The sequence below is a fragment of the Desulfomonilaceae bacterium genome (assembly GCA_041662605.1).
GTDB lineage: Bacteria > Desulfobacterota > Desulfomonilia > Desulfomonilales > Desulfomonilaceae > CAJBEZ01.
Window position 1 is genome coordinate 127,517 of the sequence record JBAZSD010000009.1, and the last position, 19,991, is coordinate 147,507.

Annotated in this window: 17 protein-coding genes and 1 tRNA gene; 16 read left to right on the forward strand and 2 right to left on the reverse strand. The window is 46.5% G+C overall.

Annotation, left to right across the window (positions count from 1 at the left end; all coding sequences use genetic code 11):
• Positions 1-96 precede the first annotated feature (96 nt).
• Complete coding sequence (locus WC647_09555) at positions 97-441, forward strand: primase-helicase zinc-binding domain-containing protein (GenBank protein ID MFA6222549.1); 345 nt, start codon at positions 97-99, stop codon at positions 439-441.
• 251 nt (positions 442-692) lie between these two features.
• On the forward strand, positions 693-1,793 hold the full coding sequence (locus WC647_09560; protein MFA6222550.1) for a site-specific integrase: 1,101 nt from the start codon (positions 693-695) through the stop codon (positions 1,791-1,793).
• A 25-nt stretch (positions 1,794-1,818) separates the two neighbouring features.
• On the opposite strand, the gene WC647_09565 is transcribed toward WC647_09560, so the two are convergent.
• A tRNA-Pro gene (locus tag WC647_09565) sits at positions 1,819-1,895 on the reverse strand.
• A 53-nt stretch (positions 1,896-1,948) separates the two neighbouring features.
• The gene (locus tag WC647_09570) at positions 1,949-4,567 is read right to left on the reverse strand and encodes a 1-acyl-sn-glycerol-3-phosphate acyltransferase (GenBank protein ID MFA6222551.1); all 2,619 of its coding nucleotides are present in this window, start codon (positions 4,565-4,567) and stop codon (positions 1,949-1,951) included.
• Between the two features lie 287 nt (positions 4,568-4,854).
• Between WC647_09570 and WC647_09575 the strand changes: the two genes are divergently transcribed.
• The 14 genes from WC647_09575 (at position 4,855) to WC647_09640 (ending at position 19,811) form a co-directional block, all read left to right on the forward strand.
• On the forward strand, positions 4,855-6,420 hold the full coding sequence (locus WC647_09575; GenBank protein MFA6222552.1) for a sugar transferase: 1,566 nt from the start codon (positions 4,855-4,857) through the stop codon (positions 6,418-6,420).
• Between the two features lie 92 nt (positions 6,421-6,512).
• On the forward strand, positions 6,513-7,637 hold the full coding sequence (locus WC647_09580) for a glycosyltransferase (GenBank protein ID MFA6222553.1): 1,125 nt from the start codon (positions 6,513-6,515) through the stop codon (positions 7,635-7,637).
• A 12-nt stretch (positions 7,638-7,649) separates the two neighbouring features.
• Positions 7,650-8,933: an O-antigen ligase family protein gene (locus WC647_09585; protein ID MFA6222554.1), complete on the forward strand. Its 1,284-nt coding sequence runs from the start codon at positions 7,650-7,652 to the stop codon at positions 8,931-8,933.
• 289 nt (positions 8,934-9,222) lie between these two features.
• Positions 9,223-11,817, forward strand: a complete 2,595-nt coding sequence (locus tag WC647_09590; protein MFA6222555.1) for a glycosyltransferase — start codon at positions 9,223-9,225, stop codon at positions 11,815-11,817.
• The gene (locus WC647_09595) at positions 11,814-13,262 is read left to right on the forward strand and encodes an oligosaccharide flippase family protein (protein ID MFA6222556.1); all 1,449 of its coding nucleotides are present in this window, start codon (positions 11,814-11,816) and stop codon (positions 13,260-13,262) included. Before WC647_09590 ends, WC647_09595 begins: the two co-directional genes overlap by 4 nt.
• Before the next feature lie 27 nt (positions 13,263-13,289).
• Entirely contained in the window at positions 13,290-14,555 is a 1,266-nt protein-coding gene (locus tag WC647_09600; GenBank protein MFA6222557.1) for an O-antigen polymerase, read from the forward strand.
• A gap of 143 nt (positions 14,556-14,698) precedes the next feature.
• On the forward strand, positions 14,699-15,223 hold the full coding sequence (locus WC647_09605; GenBank protein ID MFA6222558.1) for a winged helix-turn-helix transcriptional regulator: 525 nt from the start codon (positions 14,699-14,701) through the stop codon (positions 15,221-15,223).
• 175 nt (positions 15,224-15,398) lie between these two features.
• Positions 15,399-15,611, forward strand: coding sequence for a hypothetical protein (locus tag WC647_09610; protein MFA6222559.1), 213 nt, complete (start codon positions 15,399-15,401; stop codon positions 15,609-15,611).
• Positions 15,601-15,864 carry a type II toxin-antitoxin system RelE/ParE family toxin gene (locus WC647_09615; protein ID MFA6222560.1) on the forward strand — a complete coding sequence of 88 codons (264 nt, stop codon included), beginning with the start codon at positions 15,601-15,603 and terminating at the stop codon, positions 15,862-15,864. Before WC647_09610 ends, WC647_09615 begins: the two co-directional genes overlap by 11 nt.
• Before the next feature lie 64 nt (positions 15,865-15,928).
• Entirely contained in the window at positions 15,929-16,288 is a 360-nt protein-coding gene (locus WC647_09620; GenBank protein MFA6222561.1) for a nucleotidyltransferase domain-containing protein, read from the forward strand.
• A complete protein-coding gene (locus tag WC647_09625; GenBank protein ID MFA6222562.1) occupies positions 16,285-16,776 on the forward strand; it encodes a hypothetical protein in 492 nt (163 codons plus the stop codon). The genes WC647_09620 and WC647_09625 overlap by 4 nt, the downstream gene beginning before the upstream one ends.
• A 297-nt stretch (positions 16,777-17,073) precedes the next feature.
• Positions 17,074-17,358: a type II toxin-antitoxin system HigB family toxin gene (locus WC647_09630; protein ID MFA6222563.1), complete on the forward strand. Its 285-nt coding sequence runs from the start codon at positions 17,074-17,076 to the stop codon at positions 17,356-17,358.
• A gap of 26 nt (positions 17,359-17,384) precedes the next feature.
• Complete coding sequence (locus tag WC647_09635) at positions 17,385-17,759, forward strand: hypothetical protein (protein ID MFA6222564.1); 375 nt, start codon at positions 17,385-17,387, stop codon at positions 17,757-17,759.
• A gap of 228 nt (positions 17,760-17,987) precedes the next feature.
• A complete protein-coding gene (locus WC647_09640; GenBank protein ID MFA6222565.1) occupies positions 17,988-19,811 on the forward strand; it encodes an ABC transporter ATP-binding protein in 1,824 nt (607 codons plus the stop codon).
• The last annotated feature ends 180 nt before the right edge of the window (positions 19,812-19,991 follow it).

Consider the following 19,991-nt stretch of genomic DNA (forward strand, 5'->3'; position numbering starts at 1 on the left):
TATTTTTTTTAAAAACAGGAATGGGGTCAATATAGGAGAAGTTACTGGGAAACCCTCCAAACCCTCATTCCTATTCCTAAACAGAAGGTTTTTGACATGGATTCAAACTTACTCTTGTTTGTGCGCCAGGACGTTCCTTCCAAATTCGTCGCGTCTACAAATGGTGGCGAATATGCCGGCCCCTGCCCTGTCTGTGGCGGTACAGACCGGTTCCGGGTCTGGCCAAAAGAAGGTAACGGGGGCCGTTTCTGGTGTCGTCAATGTGGCCAGAATGGGGATATGATCGAATATCTCCGGTGGAATCGTAACATGACTTTTCAGGAGGCTTGTCGTGTCGTGGGCAAACCGCTGTCAGTTCCAAAAAAAATGGTGGTTGATCATTCATGGTGGAAAAAAAGACCCCAGATTGAAACGACGACAACTATTAATTTCAACGATTAAGAAAACTCGTCCTTAATTGAATGGGAGGGATCAGATTTGGATTTCAGTCCACGAGTTATTCGCCATAAAGACGCCCCGACGTATTTGGGGGTTAATATAAATTATTTTGACAGGAAAATCAGGCCCGATTTACCAGAAATTCAGTTCGGGCCGCAAATGATTGGTTACGATAAAATTGACTTGGATCGATGGTTGGACGATTATAAGGCCCGCAACGGTCGGCCTGGAAAAGGAAAGGAGGCAAATAAACCATGCCGACAGAAAAGCAAAGAATTCCGGGCCTTATCCTACGTGGAAAAACCTGGTGGATCGACAAAAAAGTCTCTGGAAAAAGAATTTGCGAGAGCTGTCGAACAGGCGACTATGAAGAAGCGGTAAAATATTTCTGCTTCAAGGTAGATCAGCTCAGGCAATTTCAGATTTACGGGGTTCGGCCCAAACGAACATTTCGTGAAGCGGCCATTCGGTATCTGAATGAGAGTTCGAAATCTTCGATAGCTGAAGACGCCAGGGTGATCAAAAAGATGGATAAGTGGGTTGGGGATCTGAATATTGATGAGATTCACATGGGAAAACTCCAACCCTACATTGAGTGCGAACGCAACAGAGGGCTTAAGAATCGTACAATAAACGGCGGGATTCAGGTCGTTCGTCATGTGCTTAATTTATGCGCCAATGAATGGCTTGATGAAAACGGCCAAACGTGGTTAGCCCATGCGCCCAAGATTAAGCTGATCCCGGAAGTTGACAGGCGTTCGCCCTACCCTCTTGACTGGTCGGAACAAATTAGGATCTTTAATGAACTGCCGGTCCATTTACGTGACATGTGTCTTTTTAACGTGAATACCGGCACACGGGAAGCGGAAGTATGTGGCTTAATGTGGGATTGGGAAGTTGATGTAGAAGAGCTGAACACCTCAGTTTTTATAATCCCGGATTACAAGGTTAAGAACCGGGATGACCGACTGGTCGTCCTCAACTCTGAAGCCAAGGCGATTATAGAAAAACGTCGCGGGGTTCACCCAACCCATGTTTTCACTTACCAGGGCCACCCTGTAAAAAAGATGAACACAAAGGCCTGGCGACGGGCAAGGGACAAGGTTGGAATACCAGAAGCCCGTGTTCATGACTTGAAACATACCTACGGTCGCCGTTTGAGGGCCGTCGGTGTTGATTTGGAAACCCGAATGGATTTGTTGGGGCATCGTAGTGGAAAGATTACGACTCATTACAGCGCCCCGGAATTAGAAGCGTTAATAGCGGCTTCTGAAAAGGTATGCCGGGACAATTCACGCAAATCTCACGCAATAGTGATTTTGAAGAGTAGATTAAAGCGGGCTGTTAATGGTTAACAGATTGGAATTATTGAGGAAGGTGTGGTCGGGGCGACTGGATTTGAACCAGCGACCACCTGAACCCCATTCAGGTACGCTACCAGGCTGCGCTACGCCCCGAGTTGTTAAGCATATCTTACAATAATAGCCTATCAAGTTTGGACCTGTCAACTTCAATCTTCGGAGTCACTTACAGACTGAATATTAAACTTCAGGACTTCTTTCGGATCTACTTTACCTCTTTTTACCTTTTTCCTGGCCTGGCTAAATTCCGCAACCCTGAGCTTCGTCAATTCGCTCAACGCGTTTCTAACGGTGACAGTAGACATGGTAATATTCTCAGTCGACGGGAAAAAGCCAGATTCCCCAGCGGTCTTCACGGCAAGTTTAATGAAATCCCGCTCCGAAATCGTTTCTTCGCCCATTTTGCTTAATGCCGCCGCGCACGACCGGTAGACTCTCAATATATCGGACAAGAGTCCGGCGAACACCTCAAGTGCTTTCCCATTCACAACTTCAAGGCTTTTATCAGTAGTGTCGCTACTTACCCAATCCTGTTTTTCAAAGAACTTAATGTTTCGCTCCACAAGTTCATGATCATTAACCAAGGGATCAAATATAAATTCCTTATTCAGCAATTCTTTCAGATTATTGAACTGTTTCCAGACAAGCTCACTCGAAATTGACAAGTCGCTTTTTTCATCCAATATTACCGTGGCTAGAAGAGCCGGAGCCCAAAGACAATTGACGAGGGAGTTCTTGTAAAATTCAAGGTTAACCCTCCGAGATTCGTTTATGACATAAGTCGGCTGCTCAGTTTCTGCCTCGCCTTCCAATTCCACGAATTTTCGTGATCTGAATCTTTCGATAGCATGATCACAACCTCTTACAAGATCAGGAACGCTTCGCGAGATTTCAATACCATGATATTTGAGGCCAGTTCCCAACAAGGTAACAGCATCCAAAAAGACCGACCTTGATACCAGGGACGAACCAGGACAAACAAGTCCTGCCGCGGCCAATTCCGAAAAGGTTATTACCGAGGCTTCACTTATCCCTGTCATGAGGTAGAAAGCAAAGTCTTCAACAAGCTCACGCCGTTCAGTGGATGTTAGATCCACTGCCGTCTGGCCTTTATCTCTCTTTAAAACGAACTCTTTAAAGGAAACCGGCTCGTGAAAACGCACATACGCTGCCCCATATTTGGTCTGCAAGATCTTCCTGGATTCCAGAAATGAAAAAAAAGATTCTTTCTGCTTTTCTTTTCCACGAAGTTCCTGCAAATACGATTTTTCTTCGGGGACCTGGTCATATCCCACGTAGGTGGGAATAAACGTCAGATCATCAACCGCGCCGTCAAAAAAAATATCCAATAGGAATCCCAACATTCCGACCTTGGGTTGCAGGAACTTTCCGGTACGGCTTCGACCGCCTTCGATATAGAAATTGACGTTGATCTTTTCCTTCACCAAAACTTGAACGTAGCTTGCAAAGACCCTCGTGTACAACAAAAGTCCCTTAAATGACCGTCTGATGAAGAACCCACCGCCTCGCCGCAAAATGTGACCTACCGGCCAAAACGACAAATTCTTGCCTGCAGCCATGAAAGGCAGCGGCATCTGATTCGTGAATAATAGATAACCGACCGCAAGATAGTCCAAGTGACTCTTGTGACATGAAACGAATATTAGTGAATTTTTTTCATTAGCTTTTTTTAAAACGGAGAAGTCGGATTCGCGATGGTCAAGTCTGTCCAGGACCTTATTAAAGAGCCATTTCAGGACATAGTAAAGAAAGTGAATCATCTGGAGTCGCTGATCCGCCGCAATTTCATCAACATAGGATTCGGCTTTCCTGCGTGTTTTTTCTTCCGTGGTTTTGTCTGACTCAGCCGATTCGCTCACGGCTTTCTGCACTCTGGGGTCCTGAAGCACTCGCTCCTTTATTTCCGTTCGGGAAAGCTTTTCCGGTCCGCGATTCACCCGAATACGGTCATTGATGTTCTCAATCAATTCTCGACGGATTTCAAACGGAAGATCCTCCCACGATTTGCCTGAGCCAAATTCTTCGAATTCAGCTATAAGATGAACCGGCTCTCCGACCAGCAGTTCGGGCAATGTCCATTTTCTAAACGCCATCAGCACACGGTTTATTGCTCCTGGTTGATCAGAATCACCTAACATAGTCTCCCAGAATGGAGTAATCTGGCGCCTCTGCCTTCTGTCGTACAATAAAAAGACGGGAAGGATGGCGATGGGTTCAGGTATCTTGCTCTGGGCTTCAATCAATATGTTTATTGGATCATGCTCGGGACTGACGTAGCGGTCTCTGGTGGCTGCTTCATCAATCAGAAAGAAAGATCCTGCTCCTCGATTAAGAAAAATGTCCTTTACAATTTCCGCATCAAGTCCGAAGTGAGCCGGGCCGTTTTTTCCCGATAGTTTTGAGGTTGCCCTGAATAGCCTGGCCGCCCTAAACATGTAGCTTCGTAGGCTGCCAGGTCCACCTAGCACGAAACATGGCGCGGGTAACCCTATGGTGGCTATGCGCATTCTCAGATATTGGAGATCATAGTACGTCGGGTATTTCAGCGCGTACACAATGGGTCCATCTTTGGCGAGTTCCCGTATCAGATTCGCGGCCTCATCATCGACTTTAACCCTGGGTGACAGGATTTTCGCGATCTGTTGGGTAAGCCAGGAAGGTTCTCGATCAAGCAATCCGGGAATACCCCTGAACTTTGGAGCCTTGAGGAAATCCGGGACGGTTTTGCGACTTAGTAGATCAGTCATTTGCTCTAACTATAGTAGAATTTTGCTCTTGGAGAGAGGTTCCTTATAAACAGCCGCCCAAGCGGCGAATAGCATATTAGCATACTGAGCAGCCAAAGTGGTAGCAGAAATCAATCATGACGTCATTATGGAGTTTTCTTTGGACTCTGATAAGAAGGGTAAGTTTTTCTAGACTGGTAAGACGCAATGATTGTATAATTGATCATTATCTTACTTCGTGACGTTAGGGGGTTATGCCTGAGGCCCTTGAAATTCCAGCGCAATTATCTCTGGGGAGAGTCAAATAGATGCTAAAAGTCGTCGAGTCGAATGGCGCGGGGTGTGAGGCTTTTTTCCCCCGTCGCGATGCTACGGCTACCGCATCCCGATTGAAGCGGCTTTCTCTGGAACTCTGGAAAAGACGCCGTTGTATGCTGTTGGTTCTCGACGCGACAGTTATATTAACCGCTTTCCTCATAGCATACATGATCCGTTTTCAAACAGAACTCCAAAATTATTTCTCCACTAAGGAACAACTCGACCTCGAAGCATATTTTATGTCCGCGTATATTCGGGCCGCTATAATATTTACGGTCTTGTGGCTGGCAATGATGGCGCGGGATGGTCTTTACAGCCACAGATTGATCTCGGCAAGCTCACCCTCAGCCGAAGTTCAACAAATCCTATGGTCTGGATTACAGTCTCTCGCAATACTCATGGCAATTTCGTTCCTATTCAGGGGCTTCTTGTTATCCAGATTCGTTTATGGAATTTCTTTCGGGTTAAGCGCTATAGGTATAATAGCCTCAAGAGAGTTAGGGCGACGCCTGACCCAGAAAGTGCTTAAGCTAGGGGTACCAGCGAGACGAACGCTGGTGATCGGAACAGCTCCTCTTGCAATTCAATTTGCTTCAACCCTGGAAACAAAATCAAATGGCTTTCAGGAAGTTGTAGGCTTCCTGGAATTTCCAGACGAGAGGTGTTCTAACCCTGAAAACACGCCTGGCTGTAAGATCGTGGGAGATGTGAACGAAATAGATGTTGTGAGGAGCAAAATAGAATTCGATAGAGTCATAGTATCCGCTACTGATTTTGTTGGTCCAAAAGAACAAGATCGCAGTCCCCTGCTGCTAAGGGTCCTGAATTACTGCGAGGCTTATGGGATACCTCTTTATCTGATATCCTTTTCTACAGACGTCATGGTTTTGCGCTCCGAAATGGGTAGTTACCATGGAATTCCGCTCCTGCTCCTGAGAGATTCAACCCGTCATCCTGTCTATATGGTAGTAAAGCGGTTTCTAGACATATTGCTGTCGTTGGTGGTTTTGATATTAGGCGCCCCTCTATGGATTGCTATAGCCATATCCATCAAGCGCGGCAGCAAAGGACCGGTTCTGTATGTTCAAGAGAGAATCGGCATGAACGGTAAACCATTCAAGATGCTAAAGTTTAGATCCATGATTGAAGGAGCTGATGATCAACTCGCTGAACTCGTAGATTTTTCCTCAATGTCGGAACCGGTTTTCAACCTACGTAAAGATCCCAGGGTCACAAAAATAGGCTCGTTTCTGCGTAGAACCAGTCTTGACGAAATACCTCAATTTATCAATGTGTTAAAAGGTGAAATGAGCGTTGTGGGGCCCAGGCCGGAACGCACCGAACTGGTTCAACTGTACAATGATTATCAGTGGAGACGACTAAAGGCTAAGCCCGGAATCACTGGATATCAACAGGTTATGAGCCGTGGAGACCCATCACTGTCTAGAAGGATCGAATTTGATCTCTATTATCTCAAGCGCCAGAGCATCTGGTTTGATTTGGCGGTGCTGTTCAAGACGATCATTGTGGTAATTCGCGGAGACGGGATGAAATAAAAACATAATTCAAATAGAATTCTATCACTTTCCGGTTTTCGTCATGCCACGTTTTCACCGGTTTTATTATGCTCTTTCCCGGATGCTATTGAATGATTGACATTAAGACTTTAAGGGTGGCTCTAGCTCATCACTGGTTCTTGACCATGGCGGGCGGAGAAAAGGTCTGCGAAGCAATCTGCGAGATCCTAGACGCTCCGGATCTATATTCAATCGTCGCCGATACGGGATCCATGAGTCCCACATTAAAAAAATCGGCGCTCAAGACAAGTTTTATTCAGAAATTGCCTAAAGCCCAAAAATACTATCGCTATTTTGCAGCTCTGTTTCCGCTTGCCGTAGAATCATTCGATTTATCATCCTACGACTTGGTTATCAGTAGTGACTCAAGTGTCGTCAAGGGAATTAAAACCCTGCCGGAAACTTGCCACATCTGTTTTTGTCATTCTCCGATGAGATATGCGTGGAACGCGTTCCATGATTACACGCGTGAATTTGGGACATTCAAGAAGGGTCTGGCATCAGTTGTCATGAGCTATCTGGCAGTATATGATCACACTGCTTCTGCTCGTGTAGACTATTTCGCAGCGCCGTCGGAAACATCGAGGAAGCGCATAAAAAAATACTATCGCCGAGACGCTGTTGTTATTCATCCTCCATGCGACGTGGATCGTTTCAAACCTATTGACCGATTTGATGATTATTACCTGTTCGTCGGACGCTTGGTCGGATACAAAATGGCTGACCTTGCGGTGAAGGCGTTCACATTGAACAAGAAGCGACTTCTGATTGTGGGCGAGGGACCAGAGACACAGAATCTCAAGGCAATCGCGTCGAAAAACGTTGAATTTCTAGGGTGGGTTCCAGACGATGAATTGGCAAGAATCTATTCCAACTGCAAGGCGCTCATATTCCCCGGTGAGGAAGATTTCGGTATTGTCCCTGTTGAGGCTCAGGCTGCAGGGCGTCCAGTTATCGCCTACGGTAAGGGAGGCGCTTTGGAGACTGTAATTCCTAACGAAACGGGACTGTTCTTTTACGACAGGTCGGTGGAATCACTTGCCGTGGCCATTGGAGAGATGGAAAAACGGATAGACGAATTTGAAACCAAAAAAATTGTAAGTAACGCCGCTCGATTTTCCAAACAGAATTTCATCACAAAGTTTGAGAATTATACACTTCAATGTTTGGAAGAGCACCGTTCCAATTTTAGTTAAGGCCCAGTATTTATGACTTTTTCTACTATTGATTTTACTTCAAGAGGGAAAACCGTAGCGTTTGTTCTCTTTTGTCTGACAACTGCGCAACTCGTTTTCCAGCAGCCATACATTGTCATACTGCCCGATGAAAGGGCCAAAGTATTCAGTGGGAGTCTCTGTTTGCTCACGCTCACGCTTACAATCCTGATCGGACGGGACAAACAGCGCTTCAAATTTGGAGCCGATTTCTGGATTTCAGCAATCCTTAGCTTGATCGCTATACTTAGCGGTATTTTCAGTGTTGTCCCCAAACAATCTCTGGAACGTGTCTATGTGATCCTGTCGGCTGGGTTAGGAGGGTATTGGTGTTCTAAATTTCTGCTAACCAAACCAAATTTTAGAAGAATATTTCAGTGGTTCGTAAACGCATTACTCCTGTGCGTTATTTTTCTGGCCTTGCTTGGGCTTTACCTTACCGGGAAGCCCCATGAATTTCTAGATTTTCACTGGCATCCGGTAGGATCAAGACTGTTACTCATGTCGTTTGCGCCTCTGTCTTTACTATTGGGTAATGTTCGTCGTGATCGAATCCTGGGCGGGATAATCCTCTCGGCCAATCTTATTGCTATATACATAGTCGGTAGGTACGCTTTTATTGAATCTATCCTTGTTATTCCCGCTATTGTCTCAATAATCGCTTTTGTTGTGTTCAAGTGGACAGGGAAAAGTCGTCGAATTATGGCCGTGATCCTAGCCATAACTGTTGTGACAGGCGTCTTTTTCGCTTATCTCAACCCCAAGAAATTAGATAGGGAGCATATTTCAGTAGCATATCGTGTAGAAAGCCTCTTTTTTTCAATAGACATAGCGTCTAAACATCCGTGGTTGGGAAATGGACTGTGGGCCCCTAGAGATTTATTGGCCAAAGACTACACGCTTCACTACCCGTTCGTATCTGCGGAACAATTCTCCGAATGGGTCCGGAACCAAAGGACTTCGGAGGATCTTTATTTGACCTTCCTCGCAGACCTCGGAGTCCCGTTTGTCATACTGTACTTCGGCAGTATAATGTATCTCCTGATAAAGTTGATTCAGATGAGTCGAAGACCCGACTCAAACCTCGCTTTTCATCCTGCAGCGATTTTGTTACCGCTATTAGCCGAATGTTTGCGATTTATTGTTGTGGATGACCTGTTTGAACCTCAATTAAGCTGGTTTTTTCATATATTGCTGGGGTTGGTCGCTGCGGGGATTCTAGCGTCGTCAGACAACTTCAAACAGGACCAGGAGCAGCTACATTTTCCCTTTCGATGAGGTAAGCTCTTTCGAAGCTGGAGTGTTTGTAGATCTTGTCTCTTCACATTCTCTTTGAGTCGAAAAGACTATGGAGAACCCGTCTTTTGGTATATAAAAATTACGACTAATAACAGCTTGAGTGTAAACCACAATCGGCATGATGAGGGCAAAGCTGTCAAAAATAATTATTTCCTCACTAGAAAAGCTCTATCGTTACGCTCCTCCGAGATTGACTTCATGGCTGTTGTTAAAACTGAGCTATTTTTCCCTCAAAAGATCGCCACTGTTTGACAGACAGTATTACCTGATGTCAAACCCTGACGTCGCAGAGTCAGGCATTGATCCCATCATTCACTATTTGAAGGAAGGAGCGGCGCAAGGCAGAAATCCCAATCCATGGTTTGACACATCATTCTACATGTCTACGCATCCCGGCGTTGTCTCGGTAGGCATAAACCCTCTTTTCCACTACATGATCTTGGGCGCCCACCAGGGATACAACCCTCACCCGCTTTTCGATACATCTTACTACGTCAAAGAGAACCCAACGGTTGCTGGGGCAGGAATCAATCCTCTGTCGCATTTCATTCTTGGCGGCTTCAAGTTAGGGTTGATTCCGCACCCTTTATTGAAGGATGTTTCTCCTGAGAACTATCTGGAAGAAACACGTAACAGATTATTAACGAACAGGATGCTTAAGCTCTATGATGTGACTCCGGCCAAAATCGACTGGATGAAACGAAACGTTGAATCATTTAATATTAAGCCTCAGGTAACCATAGTCATCTTTGGCGAGCCGGATAACGAAAGGTTAGACAAAAGCCTCAGATCAATTTCAGCCCAAGCCTACTCTTACTGGGACCTGGTAATCGCTGCAGGACAAGGTCCCATGCTTGAATTGGCCCCAAACTCAGCTTTGTTGAAAACACTCGGTGACAAAACTATGTTTTTCAGGGAACAGCGTTTGCTCGAATCGACCTGTTGGGTTTCAGGCGCCTTTTTAGCTTTCCTGAAAAGCGGCGACACCTTAGCGCCTGACGCCTTATTTGAGTTGGTTAAAGAGTTGAATCTTAATTCGGCATGCGATCTCATCTATCCTGACGAATATCGGACCAGTATTGATGGGCAAGGCGCGTTCGTTTTTAAACCTGCCTGGTCTCCTGATCTGCTACTGGAAACCAACTATATTGGTGATTTCTTTCTCCTGAAAAGGGCTTTGTTTGATTCAATTGGAGGTCTAAGCAAGCTTCCCAACCAAGGAGGGATATACGATGTTCTGCTGAAGGTTTCAGAGATCAAATCAAACGTAACCCGACTGGCCATCCCACTGTTGCGCAGGCAAGCTCCGGCCTATGACAACGGCGACTTCGAACAGGAAGTTTTAAGAAACGCCCTAACAAGCCTGAAACAACCTGGAGAAGTGACGCCTCTTGAAATCCCTGGAACTTACAGGGTTAAACGAAGAATAAAAGGTCTGCCGTTAGTTTCCATCATAATACCTACGGCTTGTTCAGACCCAGATGAGAATTTGTTCCCGTGTTTTCGGACCATCATACATCGGACATCCTATTCCAATTATGAAATAATCATAATGGACAATAGTCACGGAAAAATGACTAGGCAGGGTATCAAGGAGACTGTACCGGTATCCGGGAAATTAAGAGTGGTGGAATACGGCGACCGCTTCAACTATTCGGTTATAATGAACCGAGGAGCGGCCGAAGCTCGTGGCGATTATTTAATGTTGCTCAATGACGACATCGAGATAATTTCGCCCGACTGGATTGAATCAATGATCGAGTATGCTCAACTGGAGGAAGTCGGCGTTGTGGGAGCCAAGCTCTTGTATCCGTGGGGCTGTGTGCAGCACGCTGGAGGCCTTATTGTTGATGGACAGAGCCAGACTCGGCACGCTTTTCAACACCTGCGAGATGACCTTGAGTCTTACAATGGGCTTGGTTCGGTTGTTCGCAATTGTTCGTTCGTGACCTTCGCCGCAGCAATGATCAGGAAGGATGTGTTTATCGAGTTGGGAGGCCTGGATGAGCGATTCGATGTGGAATACAACGACTCGGATTTTTCCCTCAAGGCAGGCGCCGCTGGATTGCGAGTCGTTTACACGCCGCATGCCGAATTGATTCACAAGGACGCCTCGACAAGATCATCATTTAAGATGGTGAAAATGGCCCGAAACATTGAGTTGTTTCGTGATAAATGGAGAGATATTGTCGAAGGTGGCGACCCCTATTACAACCCTAACCTGACACTTGAAGCGCCGGATTTCGGTATAGGTGACAGGCCGGTCATTGTTGAGCCGCTCTGGTCTGGAACAGACACGCTAGACTTCGGAGCGCATTACGGCCAGGGAAAACATCCGGCTGCGCAAATTGCCGTACGATCAACACTACCGCTCGTGATTGTGATTGATTCAACATCCTGCGGCGAGATGCGATTGTGGCCGAAAGAACATTTCGCACGACTTATCTGGTTGTTGTCAACTCGAATTGGGGCTTCAGTAATTATAAACGATGATTTAAGAGCGTCCAGTTCAAGCGTGTGGGATTGTGATCTCGTAATAGGTGGCTTGAACGAGAACATCAACTATGCCGCATCCAGCGGTATTCCAACGCTTGTAATATGGCCAGGGCAAGTGGCGCCGCAAGAATTTGGAAGTTTCAGCGAAAGAGCGATGGCTGTGAGGATGGCCGTGCCATGCGGTCCCTGCCACAAAAAGCGCTCTAAAGAATGCCCCTACGATTTGAAATGTTTGAATATGCTGTGGCCTTACAAGGTATTCGAGGCGGCGAAGGATTTGTTAGCCATTTCTGGACGCAGGCGAATTCCCGGCGAAACGTCTGGCTACATAGTTACCCCGAAATTGCCGGATAAGGGAATAAATTGATAGGATCGGTTCGAAAGATCGCCACTGTAGGGATTGGAGCCGCGACGGTCCAGGTTGTAACCGTCGCTCTCACCCCCATCATCACCAGATTGTATACCCCGGACGCTTTTGGAGGTTATGCTCTTTATTGGAGCGTAGCCGCTTTCTTTATTTCAGTTTCCGCCCTGAGATATGAAACCGCAATAGTTTTGGCCCGGTCGGATCGTGAGGCGGTGAACGCTGTTGGAGCTTGTTTGCTGGCATCCGTCTTTAACGCCACGCTGTGCTTGACACTCGCCCCCTTGATCGCTCAGAAGTTCCTTCCCTCGAATATGCTGGAGGAAACCCGTAGACTTATATTTTTTCTTCCAATTCTTGTACTCATTACAGCCTTGAATCAAATCATCGTATCCTGGCTCACGAGGAAGGAGGAATTCAGGAAATTCGCAATATCGGATGTATTGACGAGATTAATAGTCTACGTAAGTCAGATAATGTTGGCCCTTGGCGGAATTAACTCCGCGTCAGGCCTCATAGGTGGAATAGTCATTGGTTACTCGATGGCTGGGATAATCCTTACGGTCTGTATTTTCCAAAATCAGGATGTATCTGTTTTCAAGAACGTGCATACAAGAGAAATTCTCCAGTGCCTCGTAAAGTACAAAAACCTTTCTCTCTACCTGACACCGTATACGATTGTTCAAACTTTGCGGGAAAGGGCGGCGTATTTCATGATTGGCGGGTATGGCCGATCGTCTGAAGTTGGATATTATTCGCTGTCATCCAGGGCGCTGGCCCTACCTGTGTCACTTGTCGCCGGCGCAATCCGGCCGATTTTCTTTCAGAAGGCGGCTGGGTCCAACCTGAAAGACCTCGAGGACAGGGTCAACCTTGCGATAAGATTTATGGGGCTGTGTGTTGTTCCCTGTTGGGTTGTGCTCCTGTTGCACCACACCACGCTGTTCGGCCTGGTTTTTGGAAAGAGTTGGGAATCGGCGGGTGTCTACGCTGCCATTCTGTCAGTTCCAGCCATACCATTCCTTTTAGGATCGTGGCTCGACCGTTCTTTTGATATTCTGAGCCGACAGAGGCTGCATTTTGTCATAGAGTCAATTTTCACATTAGTCGCGCTGACAGGGCTCACGATAGGAATTTTCATCTTTAAGAGCGTCTTGATAGCCGTAATAATACAATCCGGCGTGGCCACAGTTTACTATGCCTGTTACCTTCTGGTAATCTACCGCATAGCTGGATTCGGAGTTGTTAGCCTGGGAATATCCACCGCTTACTGGCTGGTCGCTTTTGTCGCAGCAGTGGTTTTCGGTTCCGTCATTTCAGTTTTTATTACTGGAATGAGCGGCGCTCTGGTTTTTGGGGCATTGGTTCTATTGAGTGTCGGAGCCTACGCCCTGCTTACGATCTCAAAATTAAAAAACGAACCGGCAGTGTCAAGTCAGCATGATTGATTTGATGCCCGTCAATGGAGGGCTTAGTTGGTTTTTCCCCCATTTTTAGCCTTGTGGTGGCCTGTAATGTTGATAATCTCCATAACTGTGCTCCTGGGGCTGAAACTTAAAACCTGGGTCGCTCCTGCTACTGTTTTTGGAATCCTGTGGTCTGCTATAATGTTCCTAAATGTGGCGTTCATGCCTGACTATCTCGTTTCAACCGCTGGGTTGTGGATCGTGTGCCTGTTCATTTTTTGTTTCGGTCTTGGATCAGTATTAGAAAAATTCGGTTCCCGAAACCACGTCTCACGTCTCCATCAGACAACTGAATTCGAACTCCCCCTGCTGCGTTTTATCACCGTCTCTCTTTCCCTGGTCGGGTTTTGCGCTGTCCTCATAATCATAAGAGACCATATTGGAAGCATGTCCGGATCGAACCCGTTGGATGTTATTCACCAGATAGCCATGGCCGAAACAAAATTCAGACATCTGGACGTTAAGAGGCCACAGTATTTCAGCCTCATTAACACGGCGTTTTACTCTAGCGCTCTCTTTGGCGGACTACTGTTCTCCCGTCGAATTCCCGGCTCGAAAATCATTGGTCTGGCGCCTTTAATCGTGGCCCTGGTTTATTCTCTGATTACGACTGCAAAATCTACCCTTCTACAGCCGTTACTCATGTGGATAAGCGCCTATGGAGCAGCTCTGCTTTTACAGTCAAGGGACAGGTCGATGAAACTCGGAATGTCCGGGTGGATTCTGATAGGCTGTTTGGCAATATTAATTTCGGGTATCACCCTGTTCACATTTTATTTAAGATACCCGAACAAGAGTCTTTGGGATGCGGTAGCCTTGAATATCGTCAACTATGTCACGTTCGGTTTGCCTCCTTTTGTTTTCTGGTGTGACAAGGCGCACATTCTTGGATTGAGCCCTGATTACGGCAAATGGACGTTTTCAGGCGTATTTGATTTTATGGGACTGGGGACTCGGGAACTCGGCATATATAAACAATTTTTTGAAATAGGTTCGTTGACCTCAAATCTCTACAGCGCTTTCCGCGGTTTGATCCAGGATTTCACTTTTCCCGGGGCAATCTTACTTACAGTGACGACCGGAGCGATTGCGAACCTGGCCTATCGGTCGGTGAAAGCTGGAAATATCGCCACATTAGGGATTCTCGCTGGTATATATTCCTTCGTGTTTTGGTCTCCTATTGTAAGCTTGTTTGTATACAACGCCATTCTATTTGCCGCAATTCTATTTGCGTTCTACTGCGGTTTAGTGGGCCAGATCATTAAGCGTAAGTGAAATTGCTTGACCTATTATCTTGCAATAGAGTATGTTCATGGTGTGAACACTTTATAGAAGTGAGAGTAGTTCCCTAATATATTAACATGCCGGCGTTTCAGGAAACAAAAAATCAGGCTGAACAGGAAAAGCTGCTCCAGTTGATGAGCAAGATCGAAAGCAATCCGACTATCTCGCAGCGGGCGCTCGCGTCCGAACTCGGGATCGCTCTAGGACTTCTGAACGCTTATCTCAAGCGGTGCATTGTTAAAGGTTGGATTAAAGCGGGTAACGTCTCAGCCAAACGGTTGGTCTATTTCCTTACCCCAGAAGGATTTGTTGAGAAAAGCAGGATTGTCGGCGGCTATCTTTCAAAGTCTTTCACCCTGTTCAGGGATGCGAAAACACAATGTGAAGCCATTTTTGAGTTGTGCCGGGAAATGGACTGGACAAAAATTGCTATAGTCGGTGACGGAGACTTGGCCGATATAGCCACGCTTGTGGCTCATGGGATAGGCATATCGGTCGAGAAAATTGGCGCCGACAGAGATTTGACTTCTTACGACGCAGTTTTGATTACAGACATGGATAATCCGCAGTCGGTCTATGACAACTTGAAGACAAAGGTTAAAATAGACAGGCTTTTGTTTCTCAGTATGCTTCATATTTCGAGAAATGTGGATTGCTAGTATAGCTTAGTATTTTTTTCGATCCAACAGATCAAATATCTTGATTAATTAATTATATCAGCATATTATGTTGTATTGCATGGGGCGGAGCTTTATTTAATTTTTAGATTACAAGGGGGTAGCCCGCGGTTCTGCCCTGACTCCCGAACATTCCCGCTCCGGAACGAGGTTTTCCATGAACGAGAATATAAGACAAGATCTAATCAAGACAATTCTAACGCTGGATGACGAAAATGTATTAGCGGTTCGCGAATATATAGAATTCATTAGTGACGTTCAGGAAGAAGAACCTACGAGCCAGGATTTACAAGCCATCTTTAAAGGTCTTCAGGAATTTGCCAATGGCGAATATGTGACATGGGAAAAACCTCACCCCGATGGCCTATAAAGTACTGTTGACCAAAACTGCTTACAAAGCTTATAACAAGACTACGGGAAAGTTAAAGCTTGGAATTGATCGTTGTCTATCGGACCTTGAGATCACTCCGAATTTTGGGCCTGGGATCAAGAAACTAAAGGGTCTAGTTGGCTGTTTCAGATATCAAATAGGGGGCCTACGCCTGATTTATGAGGTCCATGAAGACCTGATGGAAGTCAGAGTATATAGCATCAGACCCAGGGGTGACGTGTACAAACACTGACGTTCCTGCCACATCCTTTGGACAATCAAGGGGTTCAAAATCTTGAACCCATACGGCGCCCGACATGCAAATAGAAATCTCCTCGTATATTGTTCGATCAAAACAGCGGGAACATGAACGCTGGAAAGCGTTGAAGCGCAGCCACGACAAGGCTTGGTCGCTGGCTCGCACAGCGGCGGAATTTCTACGCAACAATTATGGCGTCAGCAAAATAGTTGTGTTTGGATCGGTAGCGCAAGCTGAACTATTTCATCCTGGGTCCGATGTGGATTTGGCCGTATGGGGATTATATCCCAGCGTTTATTTAAGGGCGGTTGGTCAACTACAGGCGCTTGATCCACAGATATCGATCGACCTGATTATGTTTGAAGAGGCGCCTGAGGCACTGCAGCAGGAGATACTAAAGAAGGGCGTTGAAACTTGACATTTGTTTTTTTGACATTAGTTGGGCGCATTGAGCAGTCTTTGGTGGACCTGGAAACGATTGTGGACCGGGCCGAAACTCTGGCTGACAAGTACAGATCGAGTTTGGACGATGGTTATCTGGACGGGGTTGCGCTAAATTTGCATGCGTTTTATTCGGCGATAGAAAAAATATTTGAGGATATTTCAAGGACTATAGACGCCGGCGTTCCTGCCGGACCTGATTGGCATCGCGACCTCCTACTACAAATGTCCGCTGAGATCCCCGGAGTGCGTCCACCTGTCATTAGTAGACACACTAGGCTGGTTCTTGATGAGTTTCGGGGTTTCCGCCATGTTGTCCGTAACATTTATACCTTCAATCTGCGGGCTGATCGTGTCATTGAGTTGACAGGAAGAGCTAATGATTGTGTTTCCTCAGTGCAGGACGATCTCCACAAATTTATCGACTTCATTGTCAAACTCGGCAAGGCCATTGACACTGATTAATAGGGGCCGGGCGTACAGCCGTAAACCTTTATGTCATAAACTCGGTGTGGCTAAGACTATGGCCATCTCGCTCCAAATTGGAGATGACCGGTGATTACATCCTGGCCCTGTATGAATTACAAATATCTCAGTTCCGGGCGGCGTCATAATACCGATAGGGGTTCAAAATCTTGAACCCATACGGCGCCACGGGCAGGATCTAAATGATACGTGGTTCGAGACGTGTCCGACAGTTTCACGCAAATGTATTCGTCAGATTAGCATGTCTAACCGGACTTGGACATTGTGAAAGTTCTAATGCGTAAGAAGATTATAGCATTCTGTAGTTTTGGAGACGCCAAAGCCAGGAAACTCTTAAGAACCTGGTTGAGCGAAACAGAAGACGCAACGTGGCAATCCCCATCAGATATCCGAAATTGTAATCGGACAGCAGACTTTCTTGCCGGGAATCGCGTCGTATTTAATGTAGGTGGAAATGACTACAGAATAGTTTCAGTTGTCGACTACTTGCAGCAGGTTGTAATTATCCGATGGGTCGGATATCATAAGGATTATGACCGAATTGACGCTACCATAGTATAGAACTTCCAGTTAGTGAGGCGAATTCCATGACTATAGCGCCCATCAGAACAGAGGCCGACTATGACACCGTTATGGCTCGAATAGATGAACTTTGGGGCAGTGATCCGGGAACAAGCGCCGGTGATGAATTGGAAGTGCTTATTGACCTTGCTTGGGTTTACGAGAAAAAACATCATCACATCGATCCGCCGAGTCCACTGGAAATCCTTGAGTATCGTCTGGATCAGATGGGACTGAGCACTGAAGAAATTCAACGAGTCATGGAATTCCGGAAAAAGGTCCCGGAGATTATTAGTCGAGAAAGCGGCCTAGGTCCTGAAATTGTCAACCTTTTCAGTGGCATTCCGTTTGAGGCGTTCCTGGATCTCGGGGATTCATCGACCGTATCTAAATCCAAATGAATATGTGCATGATTGTCATCTCGAGCGAGCCTTGCGACAAGATCTTTCCCTTCCCCTGGAAAAACACGACCTGTCTTGAGAGAACATCCATTTAACCCTGTAAGGGTTACACATAATACCGTAGGGGTTCAAAATCTTGAACCCCTACGGCGCCATGCCACCATTTTTATTCAATTTTTAGGATTTTGTAGGGGTAGACCCGCGTGTCTACCCTCTTAAACCGTTTCCATGACCACCGATACCACCACCGATCCCCAACCTACCCTCCGCAACCTGCTGCTCCGGTTGTGGCGTCACCTGTCAAAACGTCGCCAGCGGCAACTCGGACTGTTGTTGGTTTTAATGGTAGCCAGCGCTTTCTCAGAGGTAATCAGCCTCGGGGCTGTCCTTCCGTTCATTGGGATACTGACCGCCCCTGAGAATGTGTTCAATAATGCGTCTGTTAAGAGCGTTTGCGAGTCATTCGGCATTACGTCAGCCAGTCAGCTTGTTTTGCCTCTCACGGTAATCTTTGTCTGTGCAGCGTTTCTGGCCGGGGGGACAAAGCTGCTATTGTTGTGGGCTGGAACGCAAATTTCAAATGGAATTGGCGCTGACCTTAGTTTTGAGGTTTATAGACGGACACTCTACCAGCCGTATCGAACACACATGGCTCGTAACAGCAGCGAGGTGATAGATGGGATCGCCAACAAGTCGTGGAGCGCTGTGTTAACGTTGCAGTCAGTTCTAACTCTCATTAGCTCAGTATTACTATTATTAGCGTTGTTGATGACCCTCGTTGTAATAGACCCATTAGTGGTCTCAGTGGCTTTTGTAGTTTTTGGCATCAGTTACGGTTCAATCAGTTGGGGCACACATCGTCAGCTCCAAATCAACAGTTGGCAAATTGCCCGTGAAAACGTCCAGCGCTTTAAGGCTTTGCAGGAAGGGCTAGGAGGAATTAGAGATGTATTGTTAAACGGGACTCAACGCGTTTACTGCGATACTTATCGTCGTGCAGACTTGCCATACCGTAAGGCATATGGTAGTAATGTGTTCATCGCGGCTTGTCCGCGGTTCGCAATGGAGGCAGTAGGAATAGCGCTGATCGCTGGGTTGGCTTATGGACTCAGTCGTCAGGCTGGAGGGGTAGCAACTGCTTTGCCAGTGTTGGGGGCACTTGCTCTCGGAGCGCAACGCCTTATGCCAGCCATTCAGCAAAGTTACACATCTTGGGCGTCCATTGCCGGCAATAAAGTATCCCTGTCCGATTCGCTGGAATTTCTTGATCAACCATTGCCTGCTGAAGCTACTACGCCCGATCCAACACCGCTAGAATTTAAAGACGTCATTCAATTTGATTCGGTGTATTTCCACTACTTGAGTAATGGTCCGTCGGTTTTGGATTGCATCAACATTACAATCTTTAAAGGAAGCAGGGTAGGTTTAGTAGGCACTACTGGAAGCGGCAAGAGTACTTTACTCGATCTTCTAATGGGACTACTGGAACCGACCGAAGGTCAGATACTTGTGGACGGTCTTGCCATAGCTGGAGAGCGCCGTCGCTCCTGGCAGCGGAGCATAGCCCATGTTCCTCAAAGCATTTTCCTGGCTGACACTACAATTGCCGAGAACATTGCCTTGGGCGTCCCTCGAAAAGCGATTGACATGGATCGTGTTCGTGAAGCCGCCAGGCAAGCTCAGATCGCCAAATTCATCGAAAGCCGCAAGAATGGCTACAACGAGTTCGTCGGTGAACGTGGCATCAGATTGTCCGGCGGACAGCGTCAGAGAATTGGAATCGCACGGGCGCTTTACAGACAGGCCTCAGTGCTTGTATTCGACGAAGCTACCAGCTCGCTTGACAATGCGACCGAGCAGGCGGTAATGGAATCCATCGAAAGATTGAACAGAGATTTAACTATCTTGATAATTGCTCATCGTCTGACTACTGTGCAAAGATGTGACGAGATAATAGAACTCGAATATGGCAGAGTGGTGGCACAAGGTACTTACGAACAATTACGGGAATGCAGCCCGAGTTTCCGAAGGATGGCGACGGCTGTAGCTTGATCCAGATAACCTTTAATTAACAGATAGTTGGCCATGTTTTGATTTAGGCTACAGTAACCGTTCAGCAGGAGGCGGTCAATAGAGAAGGTGTTGACAGCCCAAGTCGATGAGCAGTGATGGAATCGACCAAGAAATCAAAGGGGTTTTTATTTTGAAGAAAGCACGTTCGGGTGGCCGTAA

Coding starts and splice junctions, on each gene's coding strand:
- WC647_09555 (MFA6222549.1), top strand. CDS start 97: ATGGATTCAAACTTACTCTTGTTTGTGCGCCAGGACGTTCCTTCCAAA.
- WC647_09560 (MFA6222550.1), top strand. CDS start 693: ATGCCGACAGAAAAGCAAAGAATTCCGGGCCTTATCCTACGTGGAAAA.
- WC647_09570 (MFA6222551.1), bottom strand. CDS start 4,567: ATGACTGATCTACTAAGTCGCAAAACCGTCCCGGATTTCCTCAAGGCT.
- WC647_09575 (MFA6222552.1), top strand. CDS start 4,855: ATGCTAAAAGTCGTCGAGTCGAATGGCGCGGGGTGTGAGGCTTTTTTC.
- WC647_09580 (MFA6222553.1), top strand. CDS start 6,513: ATGATTGACATTAAGACTTTAAGGGTGGCTCTAGCTCATCACTGGTTC.
- WC647_09585 (MFA6222554.1), top strand. CDS start 7,650: ATGACTTTTTCTACTATTGATTTTACTTCAAGAGGGAAAACCGTAGCG.
- WC647_09590 (MFA6222555.1), top strand. CDS start 9,223: ATGTCAAACCCTGACGTCGCAGAGTCAGGCATTGATCCCATCATTCAC.
- WC647_09605 (MFA6222558.1), top strand. CDS start 14,699: ATGAGCAAGATCGAAAGCAATCCGACTATCTCGCAGCGGGCGCTCGCG.
- WC647_09610 (MFA6222559.1), top strand. CDS start 15,399: ATGAACGAGAATATAAGACAAGATCTAATCAAGACAATTCTAACGCTG.
- WC647_09615 (MFA6222560.1), top strand. CDS start 15,601: ATGGCCTATAAAGTACTGTTGACCAAAACTGCTTACAAAGCTTATAAC.
- WC647_09620 (MFA6222561.1), top strand. CDS start 15,929: ATGCAAATAGAAATCTCCTCGTATATTGTTCGATCAAAACAGCGGGAA.
- WC647_09630 (MFA6222563.1), top strand. CDS start 17,074: ATGCGTAAGAAGATTATAGCATTCTGTAGTTTTGGAGACGCCAAAGCC.
- WC647_09635 (MFA6222564.1), top strand. CDS start 17,385: ATGACTATAGCGCCCATCAGAACAGAGGCCGACTATGACACCGTTATG.
- WC647_09640 (MFA6222565.1), top strand. CDS start 17,988: ATGACCACCGATACCACCACCGATCCCCAACCTACCCTCCGCAACCTG.